Source organism: Bacillus paralicheniformis, assembly GCF_002993925.1.
GTDB lineage: Bacteria > Bacillota > Bacilli > Bacillales > Bacillaceae > Bacillus > Bacillus paralicheniformis.
Map to the genome: position 1 here is coordinate 3,665,414 of NZ_CP023665.1, position 25,211 is coordinate 3,690,624.

General features: G+C 45.0%; 25 protein-coding genes, 2 pseudogenes and 1 other annotated feature. Of the genes and pseudogenes, 7 read left to right on the forward strand and 20 right to left on the reverse strand.

Going from position 1 to position 25,211, the window contains the following annotated elements:
- Positions 1-113: 113 nt before the first annotated feature.
- Complete coding sequence (locus tag CP943_RS18780; protein WP_020452985.1) at positions 114-395, reverse strand: AbrB/MazE/SpoVT family DNA-binding domain-containing protein; 282 nt, start codon at positions 393-395, stop codon at positions 114-116.
- A 28-nt stretch (positions 396-423) separates the two neighbouring features.
- The gene (locus CP943_RS18785) at positions 424-657 is read right to left on the reverse strand and encodes a helix-turn-helix domain-containing protein (protein WP_085959538.1); all 234 of its coding nucleotides are present in this window, start codon (positions 655-657) and stop codon (positions 424-426) included.
- Positions 658-809: 152 nt separating this feature from the next.
- Between CP943_RS18785 and CP943_RS18790 the strand changes: the two genes are divergently transcribed.
- A complete protein-coding gene (locus CP943_RS18790; RefSeq protein ID WP_020452987.1) occupies positions 810-1,211 on the forward strand; it encodes a transcriptional regulator in 402 nt (133 codons plus the stop codon).
- Positions 1,212-1,383: 172 nt separating this feature from the next.
- Positions 1,384-1,782: a helix-turn-helix domain-containing protein gene (locus tag CP943_RS18795; protein ID WP_023856314.1), complete on the forward strand. Its 399-nt coding sequence runs from the start codon at positions 1,384-1,386 to the stop codon at positions 1,780-1,782.
- Positions 1,783-1,830: 48 nt separating this feature from the next.
- On the opposite strand, the gene CP943_RS18800 is transcribed toward CP943_RS18795, so the two are convergent.
- Genes CP943_RS18800 through CP943_RS18815 form a run of 4 tightly spaced genes read right to left on the reverse strand, consistent with a single transcriptional unit; the run spans position 1,831 to position 5,270 of the window.
- Positions 1,831-2,508: an ABC transporter permease gene (locus CP943_RS18800; protein ID WP_020452989.1), complete on the reverse strand. Its 678-nt coding sequence runs from the start codon at positions 2,506-2,508 to the stop codon at positions 1,831-1,833.
- Positions 2,509-2,524: 16 nt separating this feature from the next.
- A complete protein-coding gene (opuCC, locus tag CP943_RS18805; RefSeq protein WP_020452990.1) occupies positions 2,525-3,442 on the reverse strand; it encodes an osmoprotectant ABC transporter substrate-binding lipoprotein OpuCC in 918 nt (305 codons plus the stop codon).
- A gap of 13 nt (positions 3,443-3,455) precedes the next feature.
- Positions 3,456-4,109 carry an ABC transporter permease gene (locus CP943_RS18810; protein WP_020452991.1) on the reverse strand — a complete coding sequence of 218 codons (654 nt, stop codon included), beginning with the start codon at positions 4,107-4,109 and terminating at the stop codon, positions 3,456-3,458.
- A gap of 21 nt (positions 4,110-4,130) precedes the next feature.
- Positions 4,131-5,270, reverse strand: a complete 1,140-nt coding sequence (locus CP943_RS18815) for a betaine/proline/choline family ABC transporter ATP-binding protein (RefSeq protein ID WP_105981238.1) — start codon at positions 5,268-5,270, stop codon at positions 4,131-4,133.
- A 257-nt stretch (positions 5,271-5,527) separates the two neighbouring features.
- On the opposite strand from CP943_RS18815, the gene CP943_RS18820 reads away from it, so the two are divergent.
- Complete coding sequence (locus CP943_RS18820; protein WP_020452993.1) at positions 5,528-6,067, forward strand: GbsR/MarR family transcriptional regulator; 540 nt, start codon at positions 5,528-5,530, stop codon at positions 6,065-6,067.
- Positions 6,068-6,118: 51 nt separating this feature from the next.
- Here CP943_RS18820 and CP943_RS18825 read toward each other — a convergent pair whose 3' ends face one another.
- The gene (locus CP943_RS18825) at positions 6,119-6,751 is read right to left on the reverse strand and encodes an NAAT family transporter (RefSeq protein WP_105981239.1); all 633 of its coding nucleotides are present in this window, start codon (positions 6,749-6,751) and stop codon (positions 6,119-6,121) included.
- A 160-nt stretch (positions 6,752-6,911) separates the two neighbouring features.
- Between CP943_RS18825 and CP943_RS18830 the strand changes: the two genes are divergently transcribed.
- Positions 6,912-7,691 (forward strand): zinc ribbon domain-containing protein, encoded by a 780-nt coding sequence (locus CP943_RS18830; RefSeq protein ID WP_026580124.1) that lies wholly within the window; start codon positions 6,912-6,914, stop codon positions 7,689-7,691.
- 163 nt (positions 7,692-7,854) lie between these two features.
- On the opposite strand, the gene CP943_RS18835 is transcribed toward CP943_RS18830, so the two are convergent.
- The 3 genes from CP943_RS18835 to CP943_RS18845 form a co-directional block, all read right to left on the reverse strand.
- Positions 7,855-8,229 (reverse strand): VOC family protein, encoded by a 375-nt coding sequence (locus tag CP943_RS18835; protein WP_095292199.1) that lies wholly within the window; start codon positions 8,227-8,229, stop codon positions 7,855-7,857.
- A gap of 438 nt (positions 8,230-8,667) precedes the next feature.
- Complete coding sequence (locus tag CP943_RS18840) at positions 8,668-10,446, reverse strand: zinc ribbon domain-containing protein (protein ID WP_105981240.1); 1,779 nt, start codon at positions 10,444-10,446, stop codon at positions 8,668-8,670.
- A 130-nt stretch (positions 10,447-10,576) separates the two neighbouring features.
- Positions 10,577-11,524, reverse strand: coding sequence for an ABC transporter substrate-binding protein (locus CP943_RS18845; RefSeq protein ID WP_101561452.1), 948 nt, complete (start codon positions 11,522-11,524; stop codon positions 10,577-10,579).
- A gap of 149 nt (positions 11,525-11,673) precedes the next feature.
- On the opposite strand from CP943_RS18845, the pseudogene CP943_RS18850 reads away from it, so the two are divergent.
- Positions 11,674-12,126, forward strand: a pseudogene (locus CP943_RS18850) (methyl-accepting chemotaxis protein); the annotation flags it as partial.
- Between the two features lie 646 nt (positions 12,127-12,772).
- Positions 12,773-13,162, forward strand: a complete 390-nt coding sequence (locus tag CP943_RS18855) for a hypothetical protein (RefSeq protein ID WP_020452999.1) — start codon at positions 12,773-12,775, stop codon at positions 13,160-13,162.
- A 304-nt stretch (positions 13,163-13,466) separates the two neighbouring features.
- Here the strand turns inward: CP943_RS18855 and CP943_RS23060 are convergent, their stop codons facing one another.
- From CP943_RS23060 to CP943_RS18900, 8 genes are all read right to left on the reverse strand, one after another.
- Entirely contained in the window at positions 13,467-13,556 is a 90-nt protein-coding gene (locus tag CP943_RS23060) for a putative holin-like toxin (protein WP_221175459.1), read from the reverse strand.
- A 188-nt stretch (positions 13,557-13,744) separates the two neighbouring features.
- Positions 13,745-14,377, reverse strand: a complete 633-nt coding sequence (locus tag CP943_RS18865; RefSeq protein ID WP_020453000.1) for a type 1 glutamine amidotransferase family protein — start codon at positions 14,375-14,377, stop codon at positions 13,745-13,747.
- Between the two features lie 136 nt (positions 14,378-14,513).
- On the reverse strand, positions 14,514-15,806 hold the full coding sequence (gene eno, locus CP943_RS18870) for a phosphopyruvate hydratase (protein WP_020453001.1): 1,293 nt from the start codon (positions 15,804-15,806) through the stop codon (positions 14,514-14,516).
- 22 nt (positions 15,807-15,828) lie between these two features.
- Positions 15,829-17,364 carry a 2,3-bisphosphoglycerate-independent phosphoglycerate mutase gene (gpmI, locus tag CP943_RS18875; protein ID WP_105981241.1) on the reverse strand — a complete coding sequence of 512 codons (1,536 nt, stop codon included), beginning with the start codon at positions 17,362-17,364 and terminating at the stop codon, positions 15,829-15,831.
- Entirely contained in the window at positions 17,357-18,118 is a 762-nt protein-coding gene (tpiA, locus tag CP943_RS18880) for a triose-phosphate isomerase (RefSeq protein ID WP_105981242.1), read from the reverse strand. The genes gpmI and tpiA overlap by 8 nt, the downstream gene beginning before the upstream one ends.
- Positions 18,119-18,148: 30 nt before the next feature.
- The gene (locus tag CP943_RS18885; RefSeq protein WP_020453004.1) at positions 18,149-19,333 is read right to left on the reverse strand and encodes a phosphoglycerate kinase; all 1,185 of its coding nucleotides are present in this window, start codon (positions 19,331-19,333) and stop codon (positions 18,149-18,151) included.
- A gap of 174 nt (positions 19,334-19,507) precedes the next feature.
- Positions 19,508-20,515, reverse strand: coding sequence for a type I glyceraldehyde-3-phosphate dehydrogenase (gene gap, locus CP943_RS18895; protein ID WP_020453005.1), 1,008 nt, complete (start codon positions 20,513-20,515; stop codon positions 19,508-19,510).
- Positions 20,516-20,548: 33 nt separating this feature from the next.
- The gene (locus CP943_RS18900) at positions 20,549-21,589 is read right to left on the reverse strand and encodes a sugar-binding transcriptional regulator (protein ID WP_020453006.1); all 1,041 of its coding nucleotides are present in this window, start codon (positions 21,587-21,589) and stop codon (positions 20,549-20,551) included.
- A gap of 292 nt (positions 21,590-21,881) precedes the next feature.
- Here CP943_RS18900 and CP943_RS23065 point away from each other — a divergent pair.
- A pseudogene (locus CP943_RS23065) lies at positions 21,882-21,979 on the forward strand (hypothetical protein); the annotation flags it as partial.
- An 89-nt stretch (positions 21,980-22,068) separates the two neighbouring features.
- Here CP943_RS23065 and CP943_RS18905 read toward each other — a convergent pair.
- Both CP943_RS18905 and CP943_RS18910 read right to left on the reverse strand, forming a co-directional pair.
- Positions 22,069-23,076 carry an LLM class flavin-dependent oxidoreductase gene (locus CP943_RS18905; protein WP_023856322.1) on the reverse strand — a complete coding sequence of 336 codons (1,008 nt, stop codon included), beginning with the start codon at positions 23,074-23,076 and terminating at the stop codon, positions 22,069-22,071.
- Between the two features lie 139 nt (positions 23,077-23,215).
- Positions 23,216-24,583 (reverse strand): amino acid permease, encoded by a 1,368-nt coding sequence (locus tag CP943_RS18910; protein WP_023856323.1) that lies wholly within the window; start codon positions 24,581-24,583, stop codon positions 23,216-23,218.
- A gap of 61 nt (positions 24,584-24,644) precedes the next feature.
- Positions 24,645-24,901, reverse strand: a binding site (T-box leader).
- Positions 24,902-25,211: the final 310 nt, after the last annotated feature.

Genomic DNA, 25,211 nt, shown 5'->3' on the forward strand with positions numbered 1-25,211 from the left:
AGCAAGCGCATGTCACGAGCGTTTCGAACAGCTTTTTTTATTTTTTCCCAGCGCCTGAATAAGGTATACAAAAAAAAGGAGCGGCTATGCTCCCTATCAGGCGGAATATGTAATCATTTTTCTGACAAGGCCGCCATCATATCTTCCAGCAGCATTTCTGCTCCCCTTGGGCTGAGTACGATTTTGCCGCCCGCATACGTTTTATTTTTGGTGGTGATGTCGCCGGTCATCAAGCATGCCATGTTGGCGGCGTATTTTGTCAAAATGATGTTTTCTCCGTCGGTGTATATTTCGAGCGGGTCCTTTTCATTGATATTCAGCACCCTGCGCATTTCGACCGGGAGAACGACTCTGCCGAGCTCATCGATTCTCCGGACAATTCCTGTATTTTTCACGTTTGAAAAGCCTCCTTTTTTCCTTCGTTTATTGACTTTTGTCAACATCTTTATAATAAAAGAGATCTTCAAATTTTTTGTTGAAATACTGAATCATCTTTCCGATCACAAGCTGTCCGGGCCTCCTTTCGCCATTTAAAACTCTGCTCAGAGTCGCCGGGGATACGCCGATTTCAATGGCAAGCTGATTTAAGGAGAGATTGTGTTCAATCATATACTGAAGAACAAAATCTCTTTTGATATGAATCTTTTTTACCATGATTACTCCCCTTTCTAATCTCTTATGTTCCTTTTTGTCTATATTGAACATAAACGATTTGTTAACTTTTGTCAATACTTTTATCATCCATATGTTTCCTATAGGCAATATTCGTACTAAAATATTTTATAATAAGAGATTGCGAGGTTTTGGCCATGACGAACTTTGGATACCATTTACGACAATTAAGGGAACGGAAAAAACTGACCGTCAATCAGCTGGCGATGTATTCCGGCGTCAGTTCGGCCGGCATTTCGCGAATTGAAAACGGAAAGCGCGGCGTGCCGAAGCCGGCGACGATCAGAAAACTGGCGGATGCTTTGAAAGTCCCGTATGAGGAACTGATGGCATCCGCAGGCTATATCAGCGCATCTACAGTCCAGGAAGCAAGAAGCAGCTACGATTCCATTTACGACATCGTTTCACAGTACGATTTAGAGGATCTTTCTCTGTTTGACAGCGAAAAGTGGAAGGTGCTCTCAAAGAAAGACATCGAAAACCTGGACAAATATTTCGACTTTCTCGTGCAGGAAGCAAGCAGCCGAAACAAAAACTGAATACCTTCTCCGCAGCGCACGCCCCCCTTTTTATCATTTTCGTCTGTTTTCGACCCTGCTGTTATTTTATCCCTTATGTTAACTTTTGTCAATATTTTTCCTGTCTAAGTATTTCCTTTAGTCAACATTTGTATTAAACTGTTTATATCATGAATTTGCGGGGGAGATGGCGATGACAATGTTCGGCGAACGACTCAAAGAGCTGAGGGAACAAAGAAGCCTGTCTGTTAATCAGCTTGCTATGTATGCCGGTGTGAGCGCCGCTGCCATTTCCAGAATCGAAAACGGCCACCGCGGCGTTCCAAAGCCCGCGACGATCAGAAAATTGGCCGATGCTCTGAAAATGCCGTACGAGCAGCTCATGGATATTGCCGGTTATATGAGGGCTGACGAGATTCGCGAACAACCGCGCGGCTATGTCACGATGCAGGACATCGCGGCCAAGCATGGCGTCGAAGATCTGTGGCTGTTTGAGCCCGGAAAATGGGACTGCTTGTCCCGCGAAGACCTGCTCAACCTCGAACAATACTTTCATTTTTTGGTCAATGAAGCGAAAAAACGCCAATCATAAAAAGCCGAATTTCTCTTTAGCAGAAATTCGGCTTTTTTCGGCTGCCATTTAAGCGGCATCCGGATTCGGCGTCTTGCCTTTATGATGCTTAACGGGGCTCAGCGCACGTTCAAGCCATCCCATGAACAGATCGGCGATGATCGCCATCAGTGCCGTCGGGATCGCGCCTGCCAGAATGATCGCTGTTCCGTTGGTCGCGTTTGACCCCCTGACAATGATGTCCCCGAGGCCGCCAGCGCCGACAAACGTGCCGATGGCCGTGATGCCGATCGCGATGACGAGCGCGGTTCTGAGCCCTGCCATAATGACCGACAAAGCGAGCGGAAGCTCCACCATCCGGAGCACTTGAAATTTCGTCATGCCCATCGCCTTCCCTGATTCAAGGTAGGCGTGCTCAATGCTGACGATTCCCGTATATGTGTTTCGAATAATCGGCAAAAGCGAATACAAAAACAATGATAGAATCACCGTGTTGGCGCCGAGTCCCATGACTAGCATCAAGACGGCGAGCATCGCAAGCGCCGGAATCGTTTGAATGACATTGGTGATGGAAAAGACCCATTTGCTGATCTTCCGGTATCTGGCGATGAAAATACCAACAGGGATGCCGACGACGGCGGCGAATAATACGCCGTATGCCGACATTAAAAAGTGTCGGTAAAATTCCCCCAGCACATAGCTCCCGTTTTGCGCATAATACGTCCAAAGCTGCTGCAGCACTTCCATTTGTCAGCCCCTCCTTTTACTCAAAATAATTGTGCTTCTTTAAAAATTCGGCCGCGACGACAGAAGGCTCTTTCAGTTTTCCATCAACTTCGTAATTGAGCTCCTGCATCGTTTCGGTATCGATTTTTCCGATCAGTTTATTGATGGTCTCTTTAAGCTCTGGATGTTCCTTCAGCACTTTTTCCGGCACGACCGGCGAACAGTCATACGGCGGGAAAAAGCGTTTATCGTCTTTTAACAGCTTTAAATCATAGGCTTTGATCCTGCCGTCCGTTGAATAGGCAAGAACGATATCCATTTTGCCGTTTTTGACGGCGTCATAAACGAGTCCGATCTGCATTGGAAAGGTCGAGCCGAATGAAAATCCGTATTCCTGTTTAAATCCCGGATATCCGTCGCCTTTTCGTTTCAGCCAGGCATTGTCAACGCCAAGCTTCAGTTTATCCGCGTCTTTTTTCAGATCGGATATGGTTTCATAGTTCCCTTTTTCAGCGAGTTCTTTCGTGACTGTAAAAGCGTACGTATTGTCAAATCCGTAAGAATCAAACCATTTGTAGTTGAATTTCTTTTTAAAGTCCTGCTGTACGATGTGAAGCGCTTTTTCCGGGTCTTTCTCCGCTTCCCTTCCTAGCGTACTTGTCAGATCGGTTCCCGAATAGCGCGTCGCTGAAATGTCGATGTCTCCGCCGAGCATGGCCTGGTGCTGCACATAGTTTGAGCCGAGGTTTTTGACAAGCACCGTATTGAGATCTGTATCATGCTCGATCAAAAGCGAGATCATATTGGCAAGAATTTCGGATTCGGTCAGGTTTTGCGCCCCGATTTTGATCGTTTTATCGGAAGCCCCGCCAAGACCCGGCAGCGCACAGCCGCTGATCAAAAGCGAGAAGACCAGCATGACGGCGCCGAGCCGTCTCAATTTTTTTGTTTGCATAAGAGCCAACTCCTTATGATACTTCCTTCATCCCTTTTAATCCTTGGGGCGTGACTTTGTCTTCGGTTTTCGACAGCATATAGTCGATCACAATGGCCAGTATCGTAACCGGCACCGCTCCGGCGATAATGTACTCAGGCTGGTACAGGTTGAGCCCGATAAAAATATAGTCGCCGAGTCCACCGCCGCCGATAAAAGCCGCGAGCGTCGCCCAGCCGATTAAGTAAACGGTGGAAGTCCGGATGCCTGCCATGATCACCGGCACCGACAGCGGCAGTTCGATCAGGCGGATTTGTTCCCATGCAGTCATACCGATTCCCTTTCCTGATTCAAGCAAATTTTGATTGACGCCTTTTACGCCCGTGTAAGTGTTTCTCAGAATCGGTAGGACTGAATAGAAAAACAGCGCGACAATCGCCGGAATCTTTCCCACTCCGAGGAGCGGAATAAAAAACGCCAGAATCGCCAAACTCGGCAGCGTTTGAATGATATTAACAATTCCAATCACGACGCCGGCCCCTTTTTTCATTCTCGTTAAAACGACACCGAGCGGAACCGCGATAATGATGCCGAGCAGCACCGCAAAAATGGATATATATAAGTGCTCCCATGTTTTATAAAGCATTTCCCCGCCGTTGTTCTGGAGAAATTGGACGATCTGATTCATGATTGATGCACCTCCCTACATTTAACGTTGGACAAGGGTTTCTTCATCTCCCCAAATCGAGTCGTACACGATGTCGACAAGGTTTGCCCTTGTGACAATTCCGACAAGGCGCCCTTCTTCATCAAGAACGGGAACATATTTGAATCCTCTTTTCAAAATTTTTCGGACGGTATCTCTGATGAGCGTGCCTTTTTGAACGGAGTAGACATTCTCATTGACAACCTCTCCGACCGTGACGGCTTTTTTCCGGTATTGATCGATGATTTCAACATCGATATATCCTTTTAAGACATTGCGTTCGTCCACAACAAGCAGTGAATCGACGCGGCGCTCCCTCATCACTTGAATCGCTTCAGTCAGGTTTTTTTCACTCGTAATCGTGACCGGATTCGGATTCATCACTTGTTCGACATGCTCGATGTCAGGACGGGACTGAAGAAGCCGTTCTTTTCCGATGAACTCCTCAACGAATTCATCCGCCGGATTCCGCAAAATGTCGTCAGGCGTTCCGACTTGAACAATCTCGCCGGCACGAAGAATCACAATTCTGTCGGCAAGCTTGATCGCTTCATCCATATCGTGGGTCACAAAGACAATCGTTTTGTCCAGCGATTTCTGCAGCTTTTTGAACTCTTCCTGAAGCGAATCACGGGTGATCGGGTCCAGCGCTCCGAACGGTTCATCCATTAAAATGAGGGGCGGCTCTGCCGCAAGCGCCCGCAGCACGCCGATTCTCTGCTGCTGTCCGCCGCTTAGTTCATGAGGATAGCGGTTCAAATATTCCGGCCCCATATCAACGAGCTGAAGCAGTTCCTCCGCCCGCTTCTTCCGCTTTTCTTCCGGCCATTTCAAAAGCCTTGGAACAAGCGTGATATTCTGCTGAATCGTCATATGGGGAAAGAGTCCGATTTGCTGAATGACATAGCCGATTTTCCGGCGCAGCTCCACCGGGTCCTGATCCATTATGTTTTCTCCGTCGATGTAAATGCTTCCTGAAGACGGTTCAATTAAACGGTTGATCATTTTCATCGTCGTTGTCTTCCCGCAGCCGCTCGGTCCGATAAAGACGATAAATTCACCTTTTGCTATATCAAGATCAATGTTCTTGACCGCTTTTTTTCCGCCTTTATAAACCTTCGATACATTTTCTAGCTTCAGCAAAACGCACACCTCCATCTGTTTTTTAAAAATTTCAACATCTCATTTATTATAAAATACACTTTGTAAAATAAAAAGTTTACAAAGTGTTTAAATTATATATATAAGACATAAAAATATATGTTAACGGCATCAATCTGCTGGTTATTCTTAAAATTACGGCCGATTTCTTTATTTTCCTGCCGTTTTAGTGTTTTCAACCGCTAACAAAATTATGATATATTGACAATAAAATTGGCTGCCCGAAGGGATGATGTGCTTTGGAGGAAAACGCTTTAAAGGCGATTAAACAAGCGGAAGAACATTTCATAGAAAAAATCGCGGAAAACATGAATACGTACGGTATATCATCAACTGTCGGCCGCGTGCTCGGGATTATCTATATGAACAGAAAGCCGATGACTTTAAATGAACTGTCAGAAGAAACGGGCATGAGCAAAACGAGAATGAGCCAGGTCGTCCGCGAAATGCTCGATTTAAATATAGCCGAAAAAGTTTTCGAAAAAGGCGTCCGCAAAGATTTGTACGATGTCGAACAAGATTATTACCAAACGTTTATTTCATTGTTTACGGCCAACTGGAGCAAAGTCGTCAAAAAGAACAGGATGATCGGGAAGAAAATCAGAAAAGAGCTGTTGGAAGCCCTTGAGGAAGAAGGCCTTTCACCCGAAACCGAAGCTAAAATCAACGAGCTGCTGGCAGAAACAAAACAATGGATCGATTACTGCGAGTGGCTTGACAATCTGATCGCGTTTTTGGAAAGCGAAGAAATCTTCAAGCATGTGCCGAAACCTTCATAAATCGAAAAAAAGCTGCAAAGAATAAAGCAGCTTTTTTTGCTTTTTCTCCAATCATCCCGACAAAACCGGAAACATCCCTTTTAAGCCCGTGCCGATCATGCCGACCGCCACGACCGCCAAATTCAAGCCCATCAGCCGGGTGATCACATTCATTTCCGTCTGCCCCAATTTGTTGCTGATCAGCGTCGAATAATGAAAAGCCGCAAACGTCAGCAGGAGGACGGCGGCGATGCCGATGATCATACCGCCAAAATGAACCAGGCTGCGGCTGCCGGCCGAAAGGCTCATCACCGTTGCAATCGTTCCGGGCCCCGAAATGATCGGAATGCTGAGCGGCGTCACCGAGATATCCTCTTTTTCCTTGCTCTCGCGGTGCTCATCATGATGGAGCGACTGAACATGAGACTGCTTCGCATTCAGCAGATTGTAGGCAATTCCGAAAATAAAAATACCGCCGGCAACTCGCAACGCATGGATGTTGATGTCAAAAAGCCTGAAGATGAACTCTCCGAATATGAGAAACGCGATCAGAATCAGAAACGATAAAATTGCTGCCTTTCTCGCCAATGCGGTGCGTTCTTTTGCTTCATAGCCTTCTGTGAGCGCCAAAAAGATCGGCACATTGCCTATCGGATTTGTGACGGCGAACAATGATACAAAAACATGGATGATAAAAGCAAACACGGTTTACCACTCCTTTCTCAGTAAAAAAATATGGGTAATCGATTTTTACCTCCGACGTTGGCCACTTAAACTTTCAAAAAACAATGTCATCTTGCGGCACTTTCCTTTATAATAATTTTTTATAGGATAAAATAACTATTTCAAAGGAGATTTTATTTTTATGACATGTTCAAAGTGCGGCCATCAAACAGATGGCGGAAAATTTTGTGAGCAGTGCGGGGCAAGCTTGGCAGGCGGCAGTGCTGACAGCAAGGCTCCCGCTGAAACGCCGCAGGCAGCGAGGTACACGGAGGCGGCGAAACAAGCGTCTTCCATGTATTTTTCCTTTTGTTTAAAGGTATTGAAACGACCGTATACCGAAATGAAAAACGCGGGGGAACAGCACGTCCTCAACAGCATCATCACAATGGTGATCTTTGCGCTTACAGTGCCGCTGATGTTTTACTTCGGCCTCAAAGGCTTTTTTGACTCTCTGGGGGACTATTCCGGATTATTCGGCCGATCCTACGCAATGCCGACATTTTTTGATATCGTCGTCAAGCCCGCTTTTACCTTTGCTATTTATATTTTCTTATTATTTGTTTTTACATACGCAGGTGTGCGCATTCGAGGTGTGCAAGCGACATTTAAGGAAGTGCTCGGACGGTTTGGAACGGTACTTGTTCCTTTCGTCGCACTTCTGCTCGCCGCATTGCTCTTATCATTCATGCAAACGGGTTTGTTTGTATACATTCTTTTCTTTGCCCTTTGCGGTATCGCCTTTTTAATTCCGCCGGCTGTCATCTTGAGCTACCACGAAAAAGCGGCAGGCGCTGTTGATACGATTTACGCGACGCTGATCGTCTATTTGCTGACATTTATGTCTGTGCGGATCATGGGAGATTTGTTTCTTGAATATTTCGGAAGGATCGGAGGCTCTATATTAGGGCGGCTGTTTTAGAGGACTCAAGGGAAAAAGGGGGGGGATACCAAAACAGGTCGGATTTTTATAAACCGGCCTGTTTTATGTATTTATTCCAATTTCCCGATAAAAAAACGATGTCGATGACGCGCTTTTTTTGAGTTTGATGGCAAACCAGAACGTTGTATGCATTCTACAATCGTTATGCCATTGATTTGGAGAATTCAAGCAGCTCAATTTTATTATCGAACGGATCCACAATGACAGTATAATGACCCGGCGGACATTTTTGCGGTTCTTTGTACAAAACTTTCACACCGTTTTTTTTCAGATGTTCTAAGTCCTTATTCAGATCATCGGTTTGTAATCCAAGTACGACTTGTGAATTTTCTCCATAGTCTAAGGTATTCGGTTTCGAAGCTTTCTCAAGAATGATTGGAAAGCCATTTACATTTAATTCAATGATATTCTCTCCATACTCTTTTTCTAAATTGAAATTCATTTTTTCACAATAAAACTTCTTCGCCTCTTTCATGTCTGTTACTTTAATGGATACCATACAGACCTTGGCCTTCATCTTTTACACCTACTTTCTGGATTGAAAATTTCTCATCGTTACTATTAATTTTGCACTTTATAATCTTGTTGATTGAATAACATTTTCGTCGATTGACTTAAAAATCCTTCTTTCAGCAGAACTTTTTTAAGTTTATGGATACTATTGATGGTGAGAGGTTTAAAGTAGATCACAATCATTACTGGGAGTCCGTAAAACACAAAAAATAGTTCTGATTTAGCCAAGTTCCAGCCAAGATGTATATTATATTGATGACCAAGTTTTTTATTTAGGGTTATTCCTTTTAGATAAAATAAAAGCTTGCAGAGAAGACAGTGCTTTCTCTACAAGCAAAACTGACATGCCATCGTGTCTCTTATTTATACAACAGCCTGATCTTTTTAAAACAATCATGCTAACGGTAAAATCATACAATTCCCTTATATTTGCTTTACTATACTATTCTATTGAGATCAAAAGTAACTCCCCGCCTTCTACAACAGCATGGTAAGTCCACTTGTAGGTTTTGAGTTGTTCTTTTCCGCCTTTAATGATATTGATTTTCTCCGTTGTCTTAATCGTTGCCTCCCGCCCGTTTTGCTTCCAGCTGTTTACGCTGAAATCTGCAACTTCTTCCTGCGTCCCGCTGTTGTACAGTTTAGTGACAAGTTTCTTTTGATCGTTGTACAGCGGACTTCCTTCTTTCAAGCTATCGCGGACAAGGCCGAAATTGTTTGTGTTGATGGCGCCTTGAAGACCGTATAAATACGTTTCAATGGCGGAAGCAACCTTTTGATCAGTGAGCTCTTCATCTGCTGATGCATTGTTCACAGCTCCTTTTGCCGAAGCCCATGCCGATGTGTATTCCTTCGGATTGTCATTTTTGATTTCTTTTTGATGTTCGATATTGATAACGGCTTCAGGATCGCTTTTTTCGACGAACCACTTTTTCTTGCTTTCTGAATAGACCAGTGTGTACGTATAGCCGTTATCGTTTTCTTCCAGTTCAGGGGCACTGTAGTCGTCATAATAAGCCGATTTATGCTTTTCAATCACCTTGACCTCTGTTTTCCATTGCCCGTCTTCTTTGTACAGCCGAAACGAATCAAGATCAAATACGGTAGATAAGTAGGTGCCTTTATAGTAGGTGCTGCTGCTTTTCAGCCCGTCCGTGACCTCTTTCAGGCTAGTTTGATAAGACGTCGCGGCCAGTGTCATGCCGCTGACATCGCCGCTTGCAAAGGCCTTTGCTGCTTCTTTTGTATGACTGACGACCGTGGTCATCATCTCATCCATAAATTCCTTGTCTGAAGCAAGATTGACTTCGATTTCCCCGCTTTCAATCGGCGTTTTTTCGCTTTTCAGCTTCCCCCACGGAAATTGCGCCTCAACCGCAGCAGTCATTGAACCGTCAGCCAGCACGGGTCCGAATTCAGTTCCTTTGAACGGGTTGATCTTCATCTCCTGATCATTGATCCAGAGCGTTCCTTTCAAGTTTTCATAGCCTTCTCCAAAGACGAGCTTTGCCATGTGCCCGTCAAGATCCGCATTAACCTTCACATCACCTTGGAGGGCAGTGACCTTTTCCGCTTTTTCAAGGTCGGTGATTCCGCTTTTCAGCTTTGCCTTCACCTCGTAAATACCGGGAACAAACGGGCCGATTTTTTTCTCGAAGTTTTCTTTTTCTGTTGTGATGACCTTCTCACCGTTAACAAACAGGCCGGTATCTTTATAGTTTGTCTTAACCGTTAAATAGACAGGCACCGTGTTCAAGACATAGTGGTCATAGATCCAAAAACGTCTGCCCTTTTTTTCGATCGTCATCAATGGATGGCCGGCACCGCTCTTTAAGGATGAGATCAGCTCTTTTTCTTCATCCGGATGTTCTTTCAAATAATCGAGGAGCGGCTTGACGTTTTTCTCCGTGACAGCCAGATCCACGTCTGATGATTGAAGCAGTTTTGCTGCTTTCTTGGCATCTTTCTGATCGAGGACAGCTTCAAAATCGGAAATCAGTTTTTCCTTTGAAGTGAGTGCTTCACCGGTTTTATAGCCGGCAAACAATAAAATCAAGCAGGCCGCGATTGCTGCCATGATGATGATTCTTTTTCGTGTCATCGCACGCTGATACCCTGCCGCCGGATCGGAAGCTCGTTCCTCGTCCACCCGCGCGCCGCAATGCTTGCAATACAGCGCATTTTTTGTTCGTTCCCTTCCACATTCCTTGCAAAAATTCATGACTTTCCTCCTATCAAACTTAAACCTCTTTAGTCATTTTATACTATATTTATCGTAAGAAGGGAGTTAATCTTAAGGCAGCATCAAAAAAAGCCAAACGAATGCGCTGATCCGTTTGACTTTTTTTTCATTATTTTAAAAAGTATTTTTCGATATCATCAAGCATCAGATTCGCTGCAAGGACGCCCCCGGCTGTATTCCAGACGGCATCGCTCACTTTATGGACGTTTCCTTTTTTGGAGACGCTTAAATTTTTAAAGAGCGGATCGTTGACATAGTCTTTCTCAATGGCGCTTGCTTTGTCATTGCCTGTCTCATACGTGTAATAAAAAAGCACGTCTCCATCCATATCAGGAATTTGCTCCTTTGTCACTTCCATTTGTCCGAGATCGTTGGCTTCCTGGCCTTTAGGCCTTGCAAAACCGAGCTGATCCAAAATCGTTCCGGCAAACGATCCCTTGTGATAGATGCGGGTATCGGCATCTGTAAAGCGGACGAGAGAGACTTTTTGCTTCACTTTATCGCCGAGCTTTTCATGAATGTCTTCAACACGCTTATCAAAGTCAGCGATGACTTTTTCGCCTTCTGCTTTTTTATTGAGCGCCTCGGCTGTCAGCTTAAAGTTGTCTTTCCATTCCCCTGACAATGTCTCGGCAAATACGGTCGGCGCGATGGCTTTCAGCTTGTCGTATACTTCTTCTTGGCGGATTTTGTTGCCGATGATGAGGTCAGGGTTCAGGCTCGCGATTTTTTCAATATTCGGCGCAGCTTCCGTTCCGACGTTCTCTACGCCTTTCATTTTATCTTTAATATGATCATACCATGGATCTCCCAGCCAGGATTGAACGGCGCCGATAGGTTTAACACCCAGGGCGAGCACTGCTTCTGTCGCTTCATTCGTCAGCACAACGACTTTTTTCGGAGTGCCGTCAATTGTCGCTGTTCCCATTGCGTGCTTTACAGTATAGGAATCTTTGCTGTCGTTCTTCTCCGCAGCTTGTTCTTTCTCTTGATTTCCACAGGCGGCTAATACAAGGAAAAGCGCAGCGAACAGCGCAAACCATTTAAAACGTTTCATGATATGCTGTATCCCCTTTTCTCAAATGATTTTCATTATCAATTAGATTATATAATGAAACAACCCAAAGTCAATATGAAATTCCTATAAATCTGCTTTGGATGATGCTGAAGACCGTTTTTAAGCTGTTATACAGGTGGGATTATCCAGTGGAAGCGGCGAGAGCTGGTGAATCAGAAAAAGGGTTCGCCGTCGTGGCTGAGGAAGTCCGCAAGCTTGCCGAGGAAACAAAAAATGCTTCGACTGATATTTCAGCTACCATCCACTCAATACAAGACGGGATAACCCATTCAGTCGAATCGATGAAAGACAGCCAGCAAGCTGCACATACAGGCATCGAAAAAGTCAAACAAACGGGGCAGTCCTTTACAAGCATCCATCAATCTATCCATGATGTGACAGCAAATATTCAGCTTATCAAAGATGATATCCAAGCTGTTGAAGAACATACAAAACAAATGCGCGATATCGTCAAACAAGTGCACGATTATTCAGTGAACACAAACGAAAACCTAAACAATTCATCCGCTTTAACAGAGGAGCAGTCATCGATTACGGCAGAAATCGCCAAAGCATCAGAAGACCTGGCGGTTATAGCGTAGGACCTTCAAGAAAAGATTTCTCAGTTTAAAATGTAGAGCAATTAAATAACACCCTCGCTTAAAAGACGCAAGGGTGTTATTTTTATTTTGAAGATAAGTAAAAAAATCATAAAGTGATACATAATGTCCAACACATTTAAGTCCATTGAATGTAGTATGTATGATTTATTTTTTATGCTTTGTCAAAAAAATAACCAAATAGAACATTTAACAGTACTCTCATCTTGACAGCCAAATAGTTAGAATCCTGTACGTGGCATAGATGTTTAATTAAAAGATCACTCTATTTATTGTTTATCTTTTTGTATCGAATATAAAAAGAAAGATCTATTAACGATCCAAGCATTATTCCTATAGAAAGACCATACGATAAAATATTAAAAACGACTCCAAGGAAAAGCCCTAAACAAAAACCGATTACAAGAAATACCGCGCCATCCCCTTTATAATGTTTCAAATTAAACAGCTCCTTAAATGTATAAGTTAATTATAGCATATTCTCCCAAAAATTCTTTTAATACCATGAAACTCCATTCAACTATTTTTTCTTAATAAAACAATAGTTTTTTAGTTCAAACACTAAGATAATTATTCCGCTTTTACTTCTGAATACTTATAGTGTATATTTTCAAGTGGAGGGATTTAAATGAAAAATTTGGCTTTATCCATTCTCTATCTTTTAGGATTTGTGATGTTAAGCAGCTGGTCGGCTTCATTTGGAGAAATGTTCGGAGTCAATGTTTCAGCTATACCTCAGTTTATTTTAGCGATGCTGTTCACACTTATCATAGGAGGCTATACGGGTCTTCCTTTAATTTATATCAAATTCAAAAGATCTGAAACGTTGTTTTTCACGAATCAAAAGGTCTTCCTCATCACCTTAGGATTGGGTGTGCTGCTTTCCTGCGCGGCTTACAGCCTTCAGCAAACGCTCTCTTCCATTGCGATTGCACTGCTGTCGATCATTGGTTTTTTGATCATTGGCATTAGCGGTTTTCTTCCCGCCTGGCTTCTGAAACCTGTGAAAAGTCTGTGATAACGGGTGGGCTTTTTCTTAGGCTGAAGGGTTGTTGGAGCCCAAGGTTATAAACAGTGCTAGACAAAATGGGGCAGAAAATACCTTTCCGATTCATAAAAACAACAATTTGCTATCACCATTTACAAATTAATGAAAATTCCTTATGATATAGATGTAATCTCAGAAAGCATGTTGTATATATTAAGAAGACCGAAGTGCTCCAACACTTCGGCTTGTACAAAAAGCCGGCCCTTCGAAGGGGCTTGCTCAGATTGATCTAAAATAGACCACTCCCTATCACTTTCCAGGCTCAAGGGGCGGTCTATTTTTCTTTGTTCTTTGACAACATGGCAATCAGCATGCCAAAAGCAATCATTAAAGAGATTGTTTCATATGCTGTCACTTTTATCACCCCCTTTCAGAAGGGGATGAGCAAGACTTCCCTTGAGTGAGCAAAGCTTTTTATACGAGGTAGATTATACCATACCAAGCAGAGTGTTAAATAAAATAAAAAACCCTTTTCCCTCATGAAATTTGCTTATCTACCGAAAAAAATGCTCCTCCAGCGTCTAAAGCATCGTTCTCCTCATGGTCTTTGAGCTACTTATTGATCGAGTTCATTAACGTGAAGAAATATTCAGGTTGGCCGGTCTTATTGAGCTGATACCATGAATCCAATGTATCCGGTGCAAACACGTCTAATTTTTTCAGCACTTCCCTCGCGAATTCAAGAGGAGCCGTTCCTGATGCAGTAACCAGATTCTCATCAGATACCGCTGGGTCCATCTCATAAAATGGTTCTCCTTTATAATGGGGACAGACCATTTTCATATATGCCAGGTCATTGCTTGTATGCTTTCTTGAATTCAAGTATCCGTTATTCGCCAGTCCCGCAGTTGCGCCGCAAATTGCGGCAACCATCGCGCCAAGCTCTAAAGCTTCGCCGGCCTTTTTTAAGATCGGCTGATGAATCTCTTCTCCCCAAGTATTCCCTCCGGGTAAAATTAAAAGATCCGTACTCTCAAGCGTCCACTCATCAAGTGAGATATCCGGTTTGATGCGCAGCCCTCCCATCGTCGTCACCATTTCTTTAGTCACTCCTATTGTCATGACTTTTAAAGGTGCTGCATCTTTTTTGAAATATCTTCCCGAGTTCAGTTCGGCCATTAAATATCCATATTCCCAATCCGACATTGTAGGAAATGCATAAAGATAAACTGTTTTCGACTGCATCCATAACACTCCAATCTCAATTGATACAGCCTATTATAGTCAAAAACCCTGACAGCTCTTGTCAGGGTAAAGAAAAAATTTAGCTTTCACACAAAAAAGAGCTTGGCCGCATCAGCAGCCAAGCTTTTTTTTATGCTTACTTATTCAAGTTGTAGAAAGATTGAATACCGTGGTATTGAGCAGTTTCAGCCAACTGATCTTCGATGCGAAGAAGCTGGTTGTATTTCGCAACACGGTCCGTACGGGACGGAGCACCTGTTTTGATTTGTCCTGCGTTTGTTGCCACAGCGATGTCAGCGATTGTGCTGTCTTCAGTTTCACCAGAACGGTGAGAGATAACAGCAGTGTAGCCTGCGCGTTTCGCCATTTCGATCGCATCGAATGTTTCAGTCAATGTACCGATTTGGTTTACTTTGATCAGGATAGAGTTGCCGACGCCGTTTTTGATGCCTTCAGCAAGTTTTTTCGTGTTTGTAACGAAAAGGTCATCACCGACAAGCTGAACTTTTGAGCCAAGACGCTCAGTCAGAAGTTTGTGGCCTTCCCAGTCGTTTTCGTCAAGTCCGTCTTCGATAGAGATGATTGGGTATTTAGAAACCATTTCTTCGTACCAGTCAACCATTTCAGCAGATGTTTTCACAACGCCTTCGCCGGACAGATGGTATTTGCCGTCTTCTTTGTTGTAGAACTCAGAAGATGCAGCATCCATAGCCAATTTCACTTCTTCGCCAGGTTTGAAGCCGGCTTTTTCAATCGCTTCAACGATTGTTTGAAGCGCTTCTTCGTTAGAACCAAGGTTTGGAGCGAATCCGCCTTCATCACCTACAGCAGTGTTCATTCCTTTAGCAGAAAGAACTGATTTCAAGCTGTGGAAAATTTGTGCTCCCATGCGAAGTGCTTCGCGGAAGTTTTCCGCACCGACAGGCATGATCATGAATTCTTGAATGTCAACGTTGTTGTCCGCATGCTCTCCGCCGTTTACGATGTTCATCATCGGTACTGGGAGCGTTTTAGAGTTGAATCCTCCAAGGTATTGGTATAGAGGAATCTGTAAGAAATCCGCAGCTGCGCGGGCAACGGCCATTGATACGCCAAGGATGGCGTTGGCGCCGAGCTTGCCTTTATTTTCAGTTCCGTCAAGTTCGATCAGCAATTTGTCGATTGATACTTGCTCTGTCACATCAAAGCCGATAAGCTCAGGTGCGATGATTTCGTTTACGTTGTTAACGGCTGTTAAAACGCCTTTTCCAAGGTAGCGGTCTTTGTCGCCGTCGCGAAGCTCAACAGCTTCGTATTCACCAGTGGAAGCTCCGCTTGGAACAAGCGCGCGTCCAAAAGCTCCTGATTCAGTGTATACTTCAACTTCAACCGTCGGGTTACCGCGGGAGTCTAATACTTCACGTGCATAAACATCAACAATGTATGGCATGTTTGTTTCTCTCCTTTAAAGCTTATTTTTGAATTAATGACGATCCTGTCATTTCTTTCGGTTTTTCAACACCCAGCAAGTCTAAAAGAGTTGGCGCCAGATCCCCGAGGATTCCGCCTTCTCTTAATGTCACGCCTTCTTTTGTGACGATGACAGGAACCGGATTTGTCGTATGTGCGGTGTGCGGCTTGCCTTCTTCAGTAATCAGCACGTCTGCGTTACCGTGGTCGGCCGTAATAATCGCGTGGCCGCCTTTTGCAAGAATCGCATCAACGACTTCGCCGAGGCACTCGTCAACCGCTTCGATTGCTTTGACCGTCGGCTCGACTTTTCCTGAATGTCCGACCATGTCAGGGTTGGCAAAGTTGAGGATGATCGCGTTATGGTTTTCAGCCTCAATTTCTTTGACAAGCGCATCCTTTACTTCATATGCGCTCATTTCAGGTTTCAAGTCGTATGTTGCAACTTTAGGCGAGTCGATTAAGATTCGCTCTTCGCCAGGGAATTTCTCTTCGCGTCCGCCGCTCATAAAGAACGTAACGTGCGGATATTTTTCAGTTTCAGCGATGCGAAGCTGCTTCAACCCGTTTTGGGATAAAACTTCGCCGACTGTGTTGTCGAGATTGACCGGTTTGAATGCCACGTATCCGTCAACCGTTTCACTGAAATGTGTCAAGCAGACGAAATGAAGGTTTTTCGGATGCTTGTCTCCGCGGTCGAAATCGCGGAAGTCATCATTGGTGAACGTGTTGGAAATCTGGATCGCCCGGTCAGGTCTGAAGTTGTAGAAAATGACCGCATCGTTGTCCTTAATTGTCGCAACAGGCTCGCCGTTTTCTTTCGTGATGACGGAAGGAATGACGAATTCATCGTAAATTCCGTTTTCATAAGAATCTTTCACGACATCGAGCGGATTTTCATATTTCGGTCCTTCTCCGTATGCCATGGCGCGGTACGCTTTTTCGACACGGTCCCAGCGCTTGTCTCGGTCCATTGAATAATAGCGGCCTGACAATGTTGCGATCTCGCCGACGCCGATTTCTTCGATTTGCTCCTGAAGCTCTTTGATGTACTTCTCAGCTGTTTGCGGGCCTACATCGCGGCCGTCAAGGAAGCCGTGAATATAGACGTTTTCAACGCCTTCTTTTTTCGCAAGCTTCAAGAGTGCGTACAAATGTTGAATATGGCTGTGTACTCCGCCGTCAGACAGCAGTCCGAACAAGTGGAGGTTTGTGCCTTTTTCTTTGACGTGTTTCATCGCGTCTAAAAACGTTTCGTTCCGCTCAAATTCGCCTTCACGGATTGCGACGTTGACGCGCGTCAGGCTTTGATAGACGATCCGTCCGGCGCCAATGTTCAAGTGGCCGACTTCAGAGTTTCCCATTTGTCCTTCGGGAAGTCCGACCGCTTCGCCTGAAGCTGTCAGCGTCTGATGCGGATACTTGTTCCAATAGCGGTCAAAGTTCGGTTTCTTCGCTTGGGCTACGGCGTTTCCGACTGTTTGGTCCCTTAGTCCAAACCCATCCAAAATGATGAGTGCGGCCAATTTATTACTCATATTGACCTGCCTCCAGTAATTGCACGAAAGACTGCGGCTCAAGGCTTGCTCCGCCGACAAGAGCGCCGTCGATATCGGATTCGGCCATATATTCTTTAATGTTCGCAGGTTTTACGCTTCCGCCGTACTGAATGCGGACGCTGTCTGCTGCAGCTTGTCCGAATTCTGATGCAACGGTTTTGCGGATGTGCGCGCATACTTCGTTTGCATCTTGTGCAGTTGAAGATTTGCCGGTTCCAATCGCCCAGATCGGCTCATAAGCGATCACGGAAGCAGCTATCTGTTCAGTTGTTAAACCTGCAAGTGCTTTTTTCACTTGGTCTGCAACAAGCTCGTTTGTTTTGTTTGCTTCGCGCTCTTCAAGCGTTTCACCTACGCAGATGATCGGCACGATGCCATATTTGAATGCAGCATGCGCTTTTTTGTTGACCGTTTCATCCGTTTCAGCAAACATTTCGCGGCGCTCGGAGTGGCCGATGACGCAGTATTCAACTCCGAGGTCTTTCAAAGCCGCAGGGCTGATTTCACCCGTGAAAGCACCGCTTTCTTCAAAGTGCATGTTTTGCGCGCCGACTTTCAGTTCTGTACCTTTAACAGCTGATGCAAGCTTTTCAAGGAACAGTGCAGGCGCACAGACAACAGCTTCTGCTTTATCTGCTGCGGGAATGGAAGATTTCACTTCTTCAACGAAGCTGACAGCTTCTGAAAGCACTTTATTCATCTTCCAGTTACCGGCTATTATTGGTTTTCTCATGTGCTCCACTCCTTATGCTGTATATTTTGCTTACTTGTCGTTCAATGCTTTGACGCCAGGAAGTTCTTTTCCTTCCATAAACTCAAGGGAAGCTCCGCCGCCTGTTGAAATGTGGCTCATTTTGTCAGCAAGGCCGAACTTTTCTACAGCAGCTGCAGAGTCTCCGCCGCCGATGACAGAGTATGTATCTTTTGCCTCTGCTAAAGCTTCAGCGACAGCTTTTGTTCCTTTAGCGAACGCATCGAGTTCGAATACACCCATCGGTCCGTTCCAAACAACAAGCTTGCTGTTTTTAATGACGTCAGCATATGTTTTTCTTGTTTCCTCCCCGATGTCAAGGGCTTCCCAGTCGCTAGGGATTTCGCTGACCGGCACGACTTTCGTGTTGGCGTCGTTTGAGAAATCGTCAGCAACAAGCACGTCTGTAGGCATGTAGAAGTTCACGCCTTTTTCTTTGGCGCGGTCCATGAAAGATTTAGCCAATTCAATTTTATCTTCTTCAAGCAGGGATTTTCCTACTTCATGGCCCAGCGCTTTAACGAACGTGTAAGCAAGACCGCCGCCGATGATCAGGTTGTCTACTTTCTCAAGAAGACTTTCGATCACGCCGATTTTGTCTTTTACTTTTGCGCCGCCGATGATCGCTGTAAACGGACGTTCAGGGTTAGACAGTGCTTTGCCCAGCACTTCAAGCTCTTTTTCCATGAGGAAGCCTGCAACAGCCGGAAGGTGTTCAGCGATACCTGCTGTTGAAGCATGGGCACGGTGAGCCGCTCCGAATGCGTCATTGACATAAACGTCAGCCAGGTCGGCAAACGCTTTAGACAGCTCAGGATCATTCTTTTCTTCTCCCGGATAGAAGCGGACATTTTCCAATACGAGAATATCTCCGTCTTTCATTTCGGAAATTTGCGCTTTTACGGCGTCGCCGTAAGCTTCATCCGCTTTTTTCACTTCTTTGCCGATCAGTTCGCCGAGGCGTGCGGCTACCGGCGTTAAGCGAAGCTCTTCTGAAACCTGGCCTTTCGGACGGCCCAAGTGGCTTGCAAGAAGAACTTTCGCTCCCTGCTCTGTTAAGTATTGAATCGTCGGAAGTGCGGCGCGGATTCTCGTATCATCCGTCACTTTTCCGTCCTTCATCGGAACGTTAAAGTCAACACGGCAGAAAACAACACGGCCTTTTACATCAATGTCTTTTACTGATTTTTTGTTCATGGCTTTTAGGAGATCCTCCTTTTAATGTTTTACAAGCCTGAAAACGGAAATCCCCGGGCGGCTTAATTGGCGCCGATATGGAAAAAGGGAAAGGGAGTGTGTGTCCCCTTCCCTTGTCCGCTTTCATTATAGCGCTTCTCTCATCAAGAACCAAGTCTGATTCTGGTTTCCGGATTAAAGACCTTGTTTTGCGATGTAAGCGGCAAGGTCAACTACACGGTGAGAATATCCGCTTTCGTTGTCATACCAAGAAATAACTTTAACCATGCTGCCTTCCATAACCATTGTAGAAAGAGCATCGATTGTAGAAGAGTTTGCATTGCCGTTGTAGTCTTTAGAAACAAGCGGCTCTTCGCTGTAGCCAAGAACGCCTTGAAGTTCGCCTTCTGCTGCTTCTTTAAACGCTGCGTTTACTTCTTCTGCTGTTACTTCTTTGTCAAGTTCAGCAACCAGGTCAACAAGTGATACGTTTGGTGTTGGAACACGCATTGCTCCGCCGTTCAGTTTTCCTTTCAATTCAGGAAGTACAAGAGAAACGGCTTTCGCTGCACCAGTTGTTGTAGGAATGATGCTTTCAGCTGCCGCACGCGCACGACGGTAGTCTTTGTGCGGAAGATCCAGGATTTGCTGATCGTTTGTGTAAGAGTGAACAGTTGTCATCATACCGCGTTTGATGCCGAATTTGTCGTTCAGAACTTTTGCAAACGGCGCAAGGCAGTTTGTTGTGCAAGATGCGTTAGAGATCACATCGTGGTTAGCCGCATCGTATTTATCTTCGTTAACACCCATAACGATTGTAATATCTTCTTCACTCGCAGGAGCTGAGATGATAACTTTTTTCGCGCCGGCTTCCAAATGTTTCGCCGCGTCTGCGCGTTTTGTGAAGAAACCAGTAGATTCAACTACGATTTCAACGCCTTGTTTGCCCCAGCTAAGTTTAGAAGGATCGCGCTCTGCTGTAACTTGGATTGTTTGACCGTTAACAACTAGGTTGTTTCCGTCAACAGAAACCTCTGCGTCCAATTTTCCGTGTACTGAATCATATTGTAATAGGTGAGCAAGCATGTTAGCGTCTGTCAAATCGTTAACTGCTACAACCTCAACTTCAGGATTATTTAATGCTGCGCGGAATACATTGCGTCCAATACGACCAAAACCATTAATACCGACTTTTACTGCCATGATGATTTCCTCCTTTAAGTAAATAAGAGATATTTAATTTATATTGAGGGAAGAAGCTTCCCTTAATAACTGTTTCGCGGCTCCTTCATCAGTGATCAAAACCGTGTTGCGCGGCTTTTTGAAGTACGCCTCTATCGCGTCCGCTTTTGACGAGCCTCCCGCCACCGCAATGATGTTCGGGATTGAATCAAGATCTTCGAGCTGGATTCCAACGCTGTGCACTTTGTGAATGACTTCTCCGTGGCGGTCGAAATAGTAGCCGAACGCTTCTGCAACTGCCTCATTTTCTTCTATTTTCTTCAAATCTTCCTTCGGTGTATTTCTTCGTTCTGCCATTGTTTTAGCATCCCCGATTCCATGGATCACCATACTGGACGATTGAATTGTCTGAAGCACTTCTTTAATAGAAGGCTCTTCAATGATAGAAGAATATGCTTCTTTGCTCAGCTCACCCGGCACAAATAACAGTCTGTATGTACCGGAAGCTTTTTCAGCCATATGGGCGCAAATCGTATTGGCCTGATTCCTGACGTTTTCGCCGAGCCCGCCTCTTGCCGGAACAAAAAGCAGCTTGCGGTTTTTCGAGTCAGGCGTCATCATTTCTGCCACGGCCTCAAGCGTCGTACCTCCGGTTACGGCGACGATATTTTCCCCCGTAAACCTGTTTTTCATGCATGCGACGGCCGCTCTCCCCATCTCTTTTTTGACCCATGGGGACTGGTCGCTGTCTCCCGATACAATGATGACTTCGTCGAGGTTCAACCTCTCTTTTAATGTATTTTCCAAATGGGTTAAACCTAAAACATCCTTCATCGTATCTTCGAGAACTTTCAGCAGGTTGGATCCTTCAAGTGTCAATATCATGCCGGTTGTTTTAATCTCTAGTAGATTTTGTTCTTTTAAAAACTGAACCTCCGCCCTTAAAATCCGCTCGCTGATGCCGAGGCTGGCGGCAAGGCTTCTTCTGCCGATCGGTTCAGTCAGCCTTATGTACTGCAAAATTTTGTACCTTTTCTGCATGACATCGAGAAGATCCGGCAATAATTTTTTTTGAGCCTGTATTAGTTGATTCATGCCAAAACGTTCCTTTCATCTCGTCCTGGACAAATAATGTCCCGTAGTGACTGAAAACGTCCCACCTCAGCCAAAAAAAATTGCTCCTGCTTACATTCCTTATTGTAACAGGGTTAAAATGTTTATTCAACTGTTAAGAATCAATTCTTCGACAACATTCGCGCGAATGTTCACACATCTGTATTAATTATTGTCCCTGTTGATTTCTATACTATACATATTTCATGAAAATTGTGCCTCAATGAAAAAAACTATGAATGCCATTGCGTATTACGGACCGGAAATATTCAAAATGAATCTGGCTGTCCAATGTTCTGGGACGTTTGAATGGGGTGTAATACCGGATGGAGGTCGATGCTCGCGTACAGGATGGTACCGTCCCTCATCTTCGTCTATTTTCAAAAATAAATATATTGCTAAAGTACGTACTCAAAAAAAAAGCAACGGGCGGTTTTTCCGTTCCGTTGCTTTGTTGCCGTTTATCCATTTTTCCAGACATCTGCAATGATTTCAAACGAGCGAAGTCTATCAGCATGGTCAAACGTTTCTGAATTGATCATGATCTCGTCCGCCTGAGTCGTACGGATGAATTCTTCAAGCTTTTCTTTCACAGTGTCCGGCCCGCCGATGATCGTTGAGCTGAGCTGCTCATTCACCATCGCTTTTTCACGCGGCGTCCAAATCTGATCCATATCATCTACAGGCGGCTTAAGCTGAGTCGGGGCGCCGCGGACAAGATCCAAAAACTTCTGATAGTGCGATGTTGCAAGGCGCTGCGCTTGCGCGTCCGTATCGGCTGCGATCACGGTCACCCCGACCATCGCATAAGGCTCCTCCAAGACGCCCGGCTTAAACGAGCTGCGGTACAGTTCCAAGGCAGGCAGCGTATTGGCCGGCGAAAAATGAGCCGCAAATGCAAACGGCAAACCGAGTTCCCCGGCAAGCCGGGCGCTGAATCCGCTTGAACCGAGAAGCCAAATCGGCACATCAAGCCCTTCGCCCGGTATGGCGCGCACGTGATTTCTTACATTGCCGGACGGCTTAAAATACTGGCGGAGTTCTTCAAGCTGCTCGGGAAAATCCTCCCCGCTGCTTATATTTCTTCTTAATGCGCGGGCGGTTAATTGATCCGTACCCGGAGCGCGCCCCAGTCCTAAATCGATTCTGCCTGGATAAAGGGATTCAAGCGTTCCGAACTGTTCGGCGATAACGAGCGGGGAATGGTTCGGCAGCATAATCCCTCCCGAACCGATGCGCATCTTCTTGGTGCCCCCGGCGATATAACCGATCAAAACAGAGGTAGCCGAGCTCGCAACGCCTTCGATATTATGGTGTTCAGCCAGCCAGAACCTGTGGTATCCCCATCTTTCGGCATGCTGCGCCAAATCCATAGATTGTTTAAAAGATTGTCCCGCATCTCCGCCTTGTACGATAGGAGACAGATTTAATACGGAATACTTCGTATTTTTGAAATGCTGTTTTGACATTGTCTTTCCTTCTTCCTGAAGTGTAGTGGTCATGTAATTAGACGATAACATAATCGTTCAGGTGAATAAAAGAAATTAGTTCGAAAAAAATCGAACTAATGTGTTAAAAGCTTGCCTCCCTGCGGAGGCAAGCCTTTTTTTAAGAAGCGGACGTTTGGCCGGCTGTCTGGTTCCTTCCTTTAAAGAAATAAGCAGCGCTAATGAGCAGATAGATTCCCGCCGTCACCAATGTAATGACAATCGATGTGGTCAGGATGACACCGATCAGTATCGCTGTCAGTGAAATGATTGCCAGCCAAGTCGTATAAGGGAACCATTTGACATAGTAGCCGTTCCCCGCTGTTTGATTCCGTTTTCTCGATTTTAAATGGGCAGCGGCAATCAGCATCCAGATCACAAGGACGGTATAGCCGAGAGACCCCATCAAATATTCAAACGTTTGGCTGCCGGCAAACAGTGAAAACAATACGCCCAAGTATAAGAAAGAAGTACACAATAGAATCGAATAAACCGGCACTTTTCTCATGGAAAGTCTCGAAAAGATTTTCGGCATTCTTCCGTCTGATGCCTGTGTATACATTATTCGGGAGGCGCCGTAAAGCCCTGAGTTCATCGAAGAAATGACCGCCAGTAAAATGACCGCATTCATCAAATGATCCGCTCCGGGAATGCCGATCATCTTAAAGACCATAACAAAAGGACTCTCCGACACACCGTTGACTTGATTCCATGGAATCAAGCTGACGATCACGAAAAACGGCAGAAGATAAAAAGCAATAATGCGCGTCAACGTTCCACGCACAGCTTTAGGCACGACCTTCTCAGGGTTTTTGGTTTCCGCCAGTGTCACCCCGATAATTTCGGTTCCGCCGTAGGAATATATCACAACTAGCATGGCTGTAATCAGCCCTCCGGCGCCATTCGGGAAGAAGCCGCCATGGTCTGTCAAATGAGTAAAACCAACAGCTGAGTGTTGTCCAAAAGAGAAAAATAACAAGATAAATCCGGATATAATAAAGACGACAATCACTGTGATTTTAATAAGGGCAAGCCAGTATTCCGTCTCGGCAAAGCTTTTGACAGAAAGCAAATTCACGCTCGTAATGACGAGTGAAACGAACAGCGCCAGCACCCAGATCGGCAGCCCCGGCAGCCAGTACTGCAAAAATATCGCGGCGACAACAGCCTCTGCCGCAATATTGAGAACCCACATTTTCCAGTATATCCAGTCTAAAAAATAAGCGGCATACGGACCTAATATTGATTGAACGAGATCCCTGAATGTTCTGGCTTCACTGTTTCGGACAGCCATCTCGGCAAGCCCCTGCATGATAAACAGCAAAATCACGCCGCCGATCAAGTAGGCGATCATGACCGAAGGCCCCGCCAAATCGATCGCTTTGCTGCTTCCTTTAAATAATCCTGCTCCAATGGCTCCGCCCAATGCCATCATCATAATATGCCGCGATGTCATTGTGCGCTCGAGCTTCTGCATGTCTTTCTCCATCTATGTTCACTTCCTCTAGTAAAATGAAAAAAGCTCACCGTCTCCCTCTTCGATTTGAAGATAAAGAGACGATGAGCTTTGAAGCTTACCGCGGTACCACTCTTTTTGATTCTATGCCAAGAATCCAGCTTTGCGATGCACAGCCATACTGTGCAAACCTGTTAACGAAGGTTAATCGTAATGTCCTCAGGAATTGATGTCCGTCCTTTAGCCAGTCCACTCCCGGGCGAGTTCAAAGGTTCATTGGTCTGCGTCGCACCTACCCGCAGCTCTCTTTGCCAATGCCGATCTTTTACTGCTCCCGTTCATTGTGTTTTCTTCTGCCTGAAATATATTCATATAATATACGTGCCGATCTTGACTTTGTCAACATCAAATCCACTGCCAAAAAATAAAAATTAAAATTTTTCTCTTTTTTCAAGGAAAATCGCCTTTTCCATTGGAAAATACAAGGGAAGATATGCACAACTTTCATGATGATGGAGCATTCCCCAAAAGAGGGAAATATAAAAATCGGCGGATTTCCCCCGAAAAAAATAGTTAAATTGAAATATTATTCAAACTTTACAAAATATTTTAACGATGATAGAGTGTGAACCGAATCATCACTTCAGCTAAAGGAGGAAGA

Bases quoted from the DNA above. Each gene is read 5' to 3' on its own strand.
- eno (WP_020453001.1), bottom strand. From the start codon at position 15,806: ATGCCATACATTGTTGATGTTTATGCACGTGAAGTATTAGACTCCCGC.
- CP943_RS18810 (WP_020452991.1), bottom strand. From the start codon at position 4,109: ATGAATCAGATCGTCCAATTTCTCCAGAACAACGGCGGGGAAATGCTT.
- CP943_RS18905 (WP_023856322.1), bottom strand. From the start codon at position 23,076: ATGTCAAAACAGCATTTCAAAAATACGAAGTATTCCGTATTAAATCTG.
- CP943_RS18845 (WP_101561452.1), bottom strand. From the start codon at position 11,524: ATGAAACGTTTTAAATGGTTTGCGCTGTTCGCTGCGCTTTTCCTTGTA.
- CP943_RS18900 (WP_020453006.1), bottom strand. From the start codon at position 21,589: ATGAATCAACTAATACAGGCTCAAAAAAAATTATTGCCGGATCTTCTC.
- CP943_RS18830 (WP_026580124.1), top strand. From the start codon at position 6,912: ATGACATGTTCAAAGTGCGGCCATCAAACAGATGGCGGAAAATTTTGT.
- tpiA (WP_105981242.1), bottom strand. From the start codon at position 18,118: ATGAGAAAACCAATAATAGCCGGTAACTGGAAGATGAATAAAGTGCTT.
- CP943_RS18790 (WP_020452987.1), top strand. From the start codon at position 810: ATGACGAACTTTGGATACCATTTACGACAATTAAGGGAACGGAAAAAA.
- CP943_RS18855 (WP_020452999.1), top strand. From the start codon at position 12,773: ATGAAAAATTTGGCTTTATCCATTCTCTATCTTTTAGGATTTGTGATG.
- CP943_RS18835 (WP_095292199.1), bottom strand. From the start codon at position 8,229: ATGAAGGCCAAGGTCTGTATGGTATCCATTAAAGTAACAGACATGAAA.
- opuCC (WP_020452990.1), bottom strand. From the start codon at position 3,442: ATGCAAACAAAAAAATTGAGACGGCTCGGCGCCGTCATGCTGGTCTTC.
- CP943_RS18800 (WP_020452989.1), bottom strand. From the start codon at position 2,508: ATGGAAGTGCTGCAGCAGCTTTGGACGTATTATGCGCAAAACGGGAGC.
- CP943_RS18865 (WP_020453000.1), bottom strand. From the start codon at position 14,377: ATGCAGTCGAAAACAGTTTATCTTTATGCATTTCCTACAATGTCGGAT.
- gap (WP_020453005.1), bottom strand. From the start codon at position 20,515: ATGGCAGTAAAAGTCGGTATTAATGGTTTTGGTCGTATTGGACGCAAT.
- CP943_RS18840 (WP_105981240.1), bottom strand. From the start codon at position 10,446: ATGAATTTTTGCAAGGAATGTGGAAGGGAACGAACAAAAAATGCGCTG.
- gpmI (WP_105981241.1), bottom strand. From the start codon at position 17,364: ATGAGTAATAAATTGGCCGCACTCATCATTTTGGATGGGTTTGGACTA.
- CP943_RS18885 (WP_020453004.1), bottom strand. From the start codon at position 19,333: ATGAACAAAAAATCAGTAAAAGACATTGATGTAAAAGGCCGTGTTGTT.
- CP943_RS18795 (WP_023856314.1), top strand. From the start codon at position 1,384: ATGACAATGTTCGGCGAACGACTCAAAGAGCTGAGGGAACAAAGAAGC.
- CP943_RS18910 (WP_023856323.1), bottom strand. From the start codon at position 24,583: ATGGAGAAAGACATGCAGAAGCTCGAGCGCACAATGACATCGCGGCAT.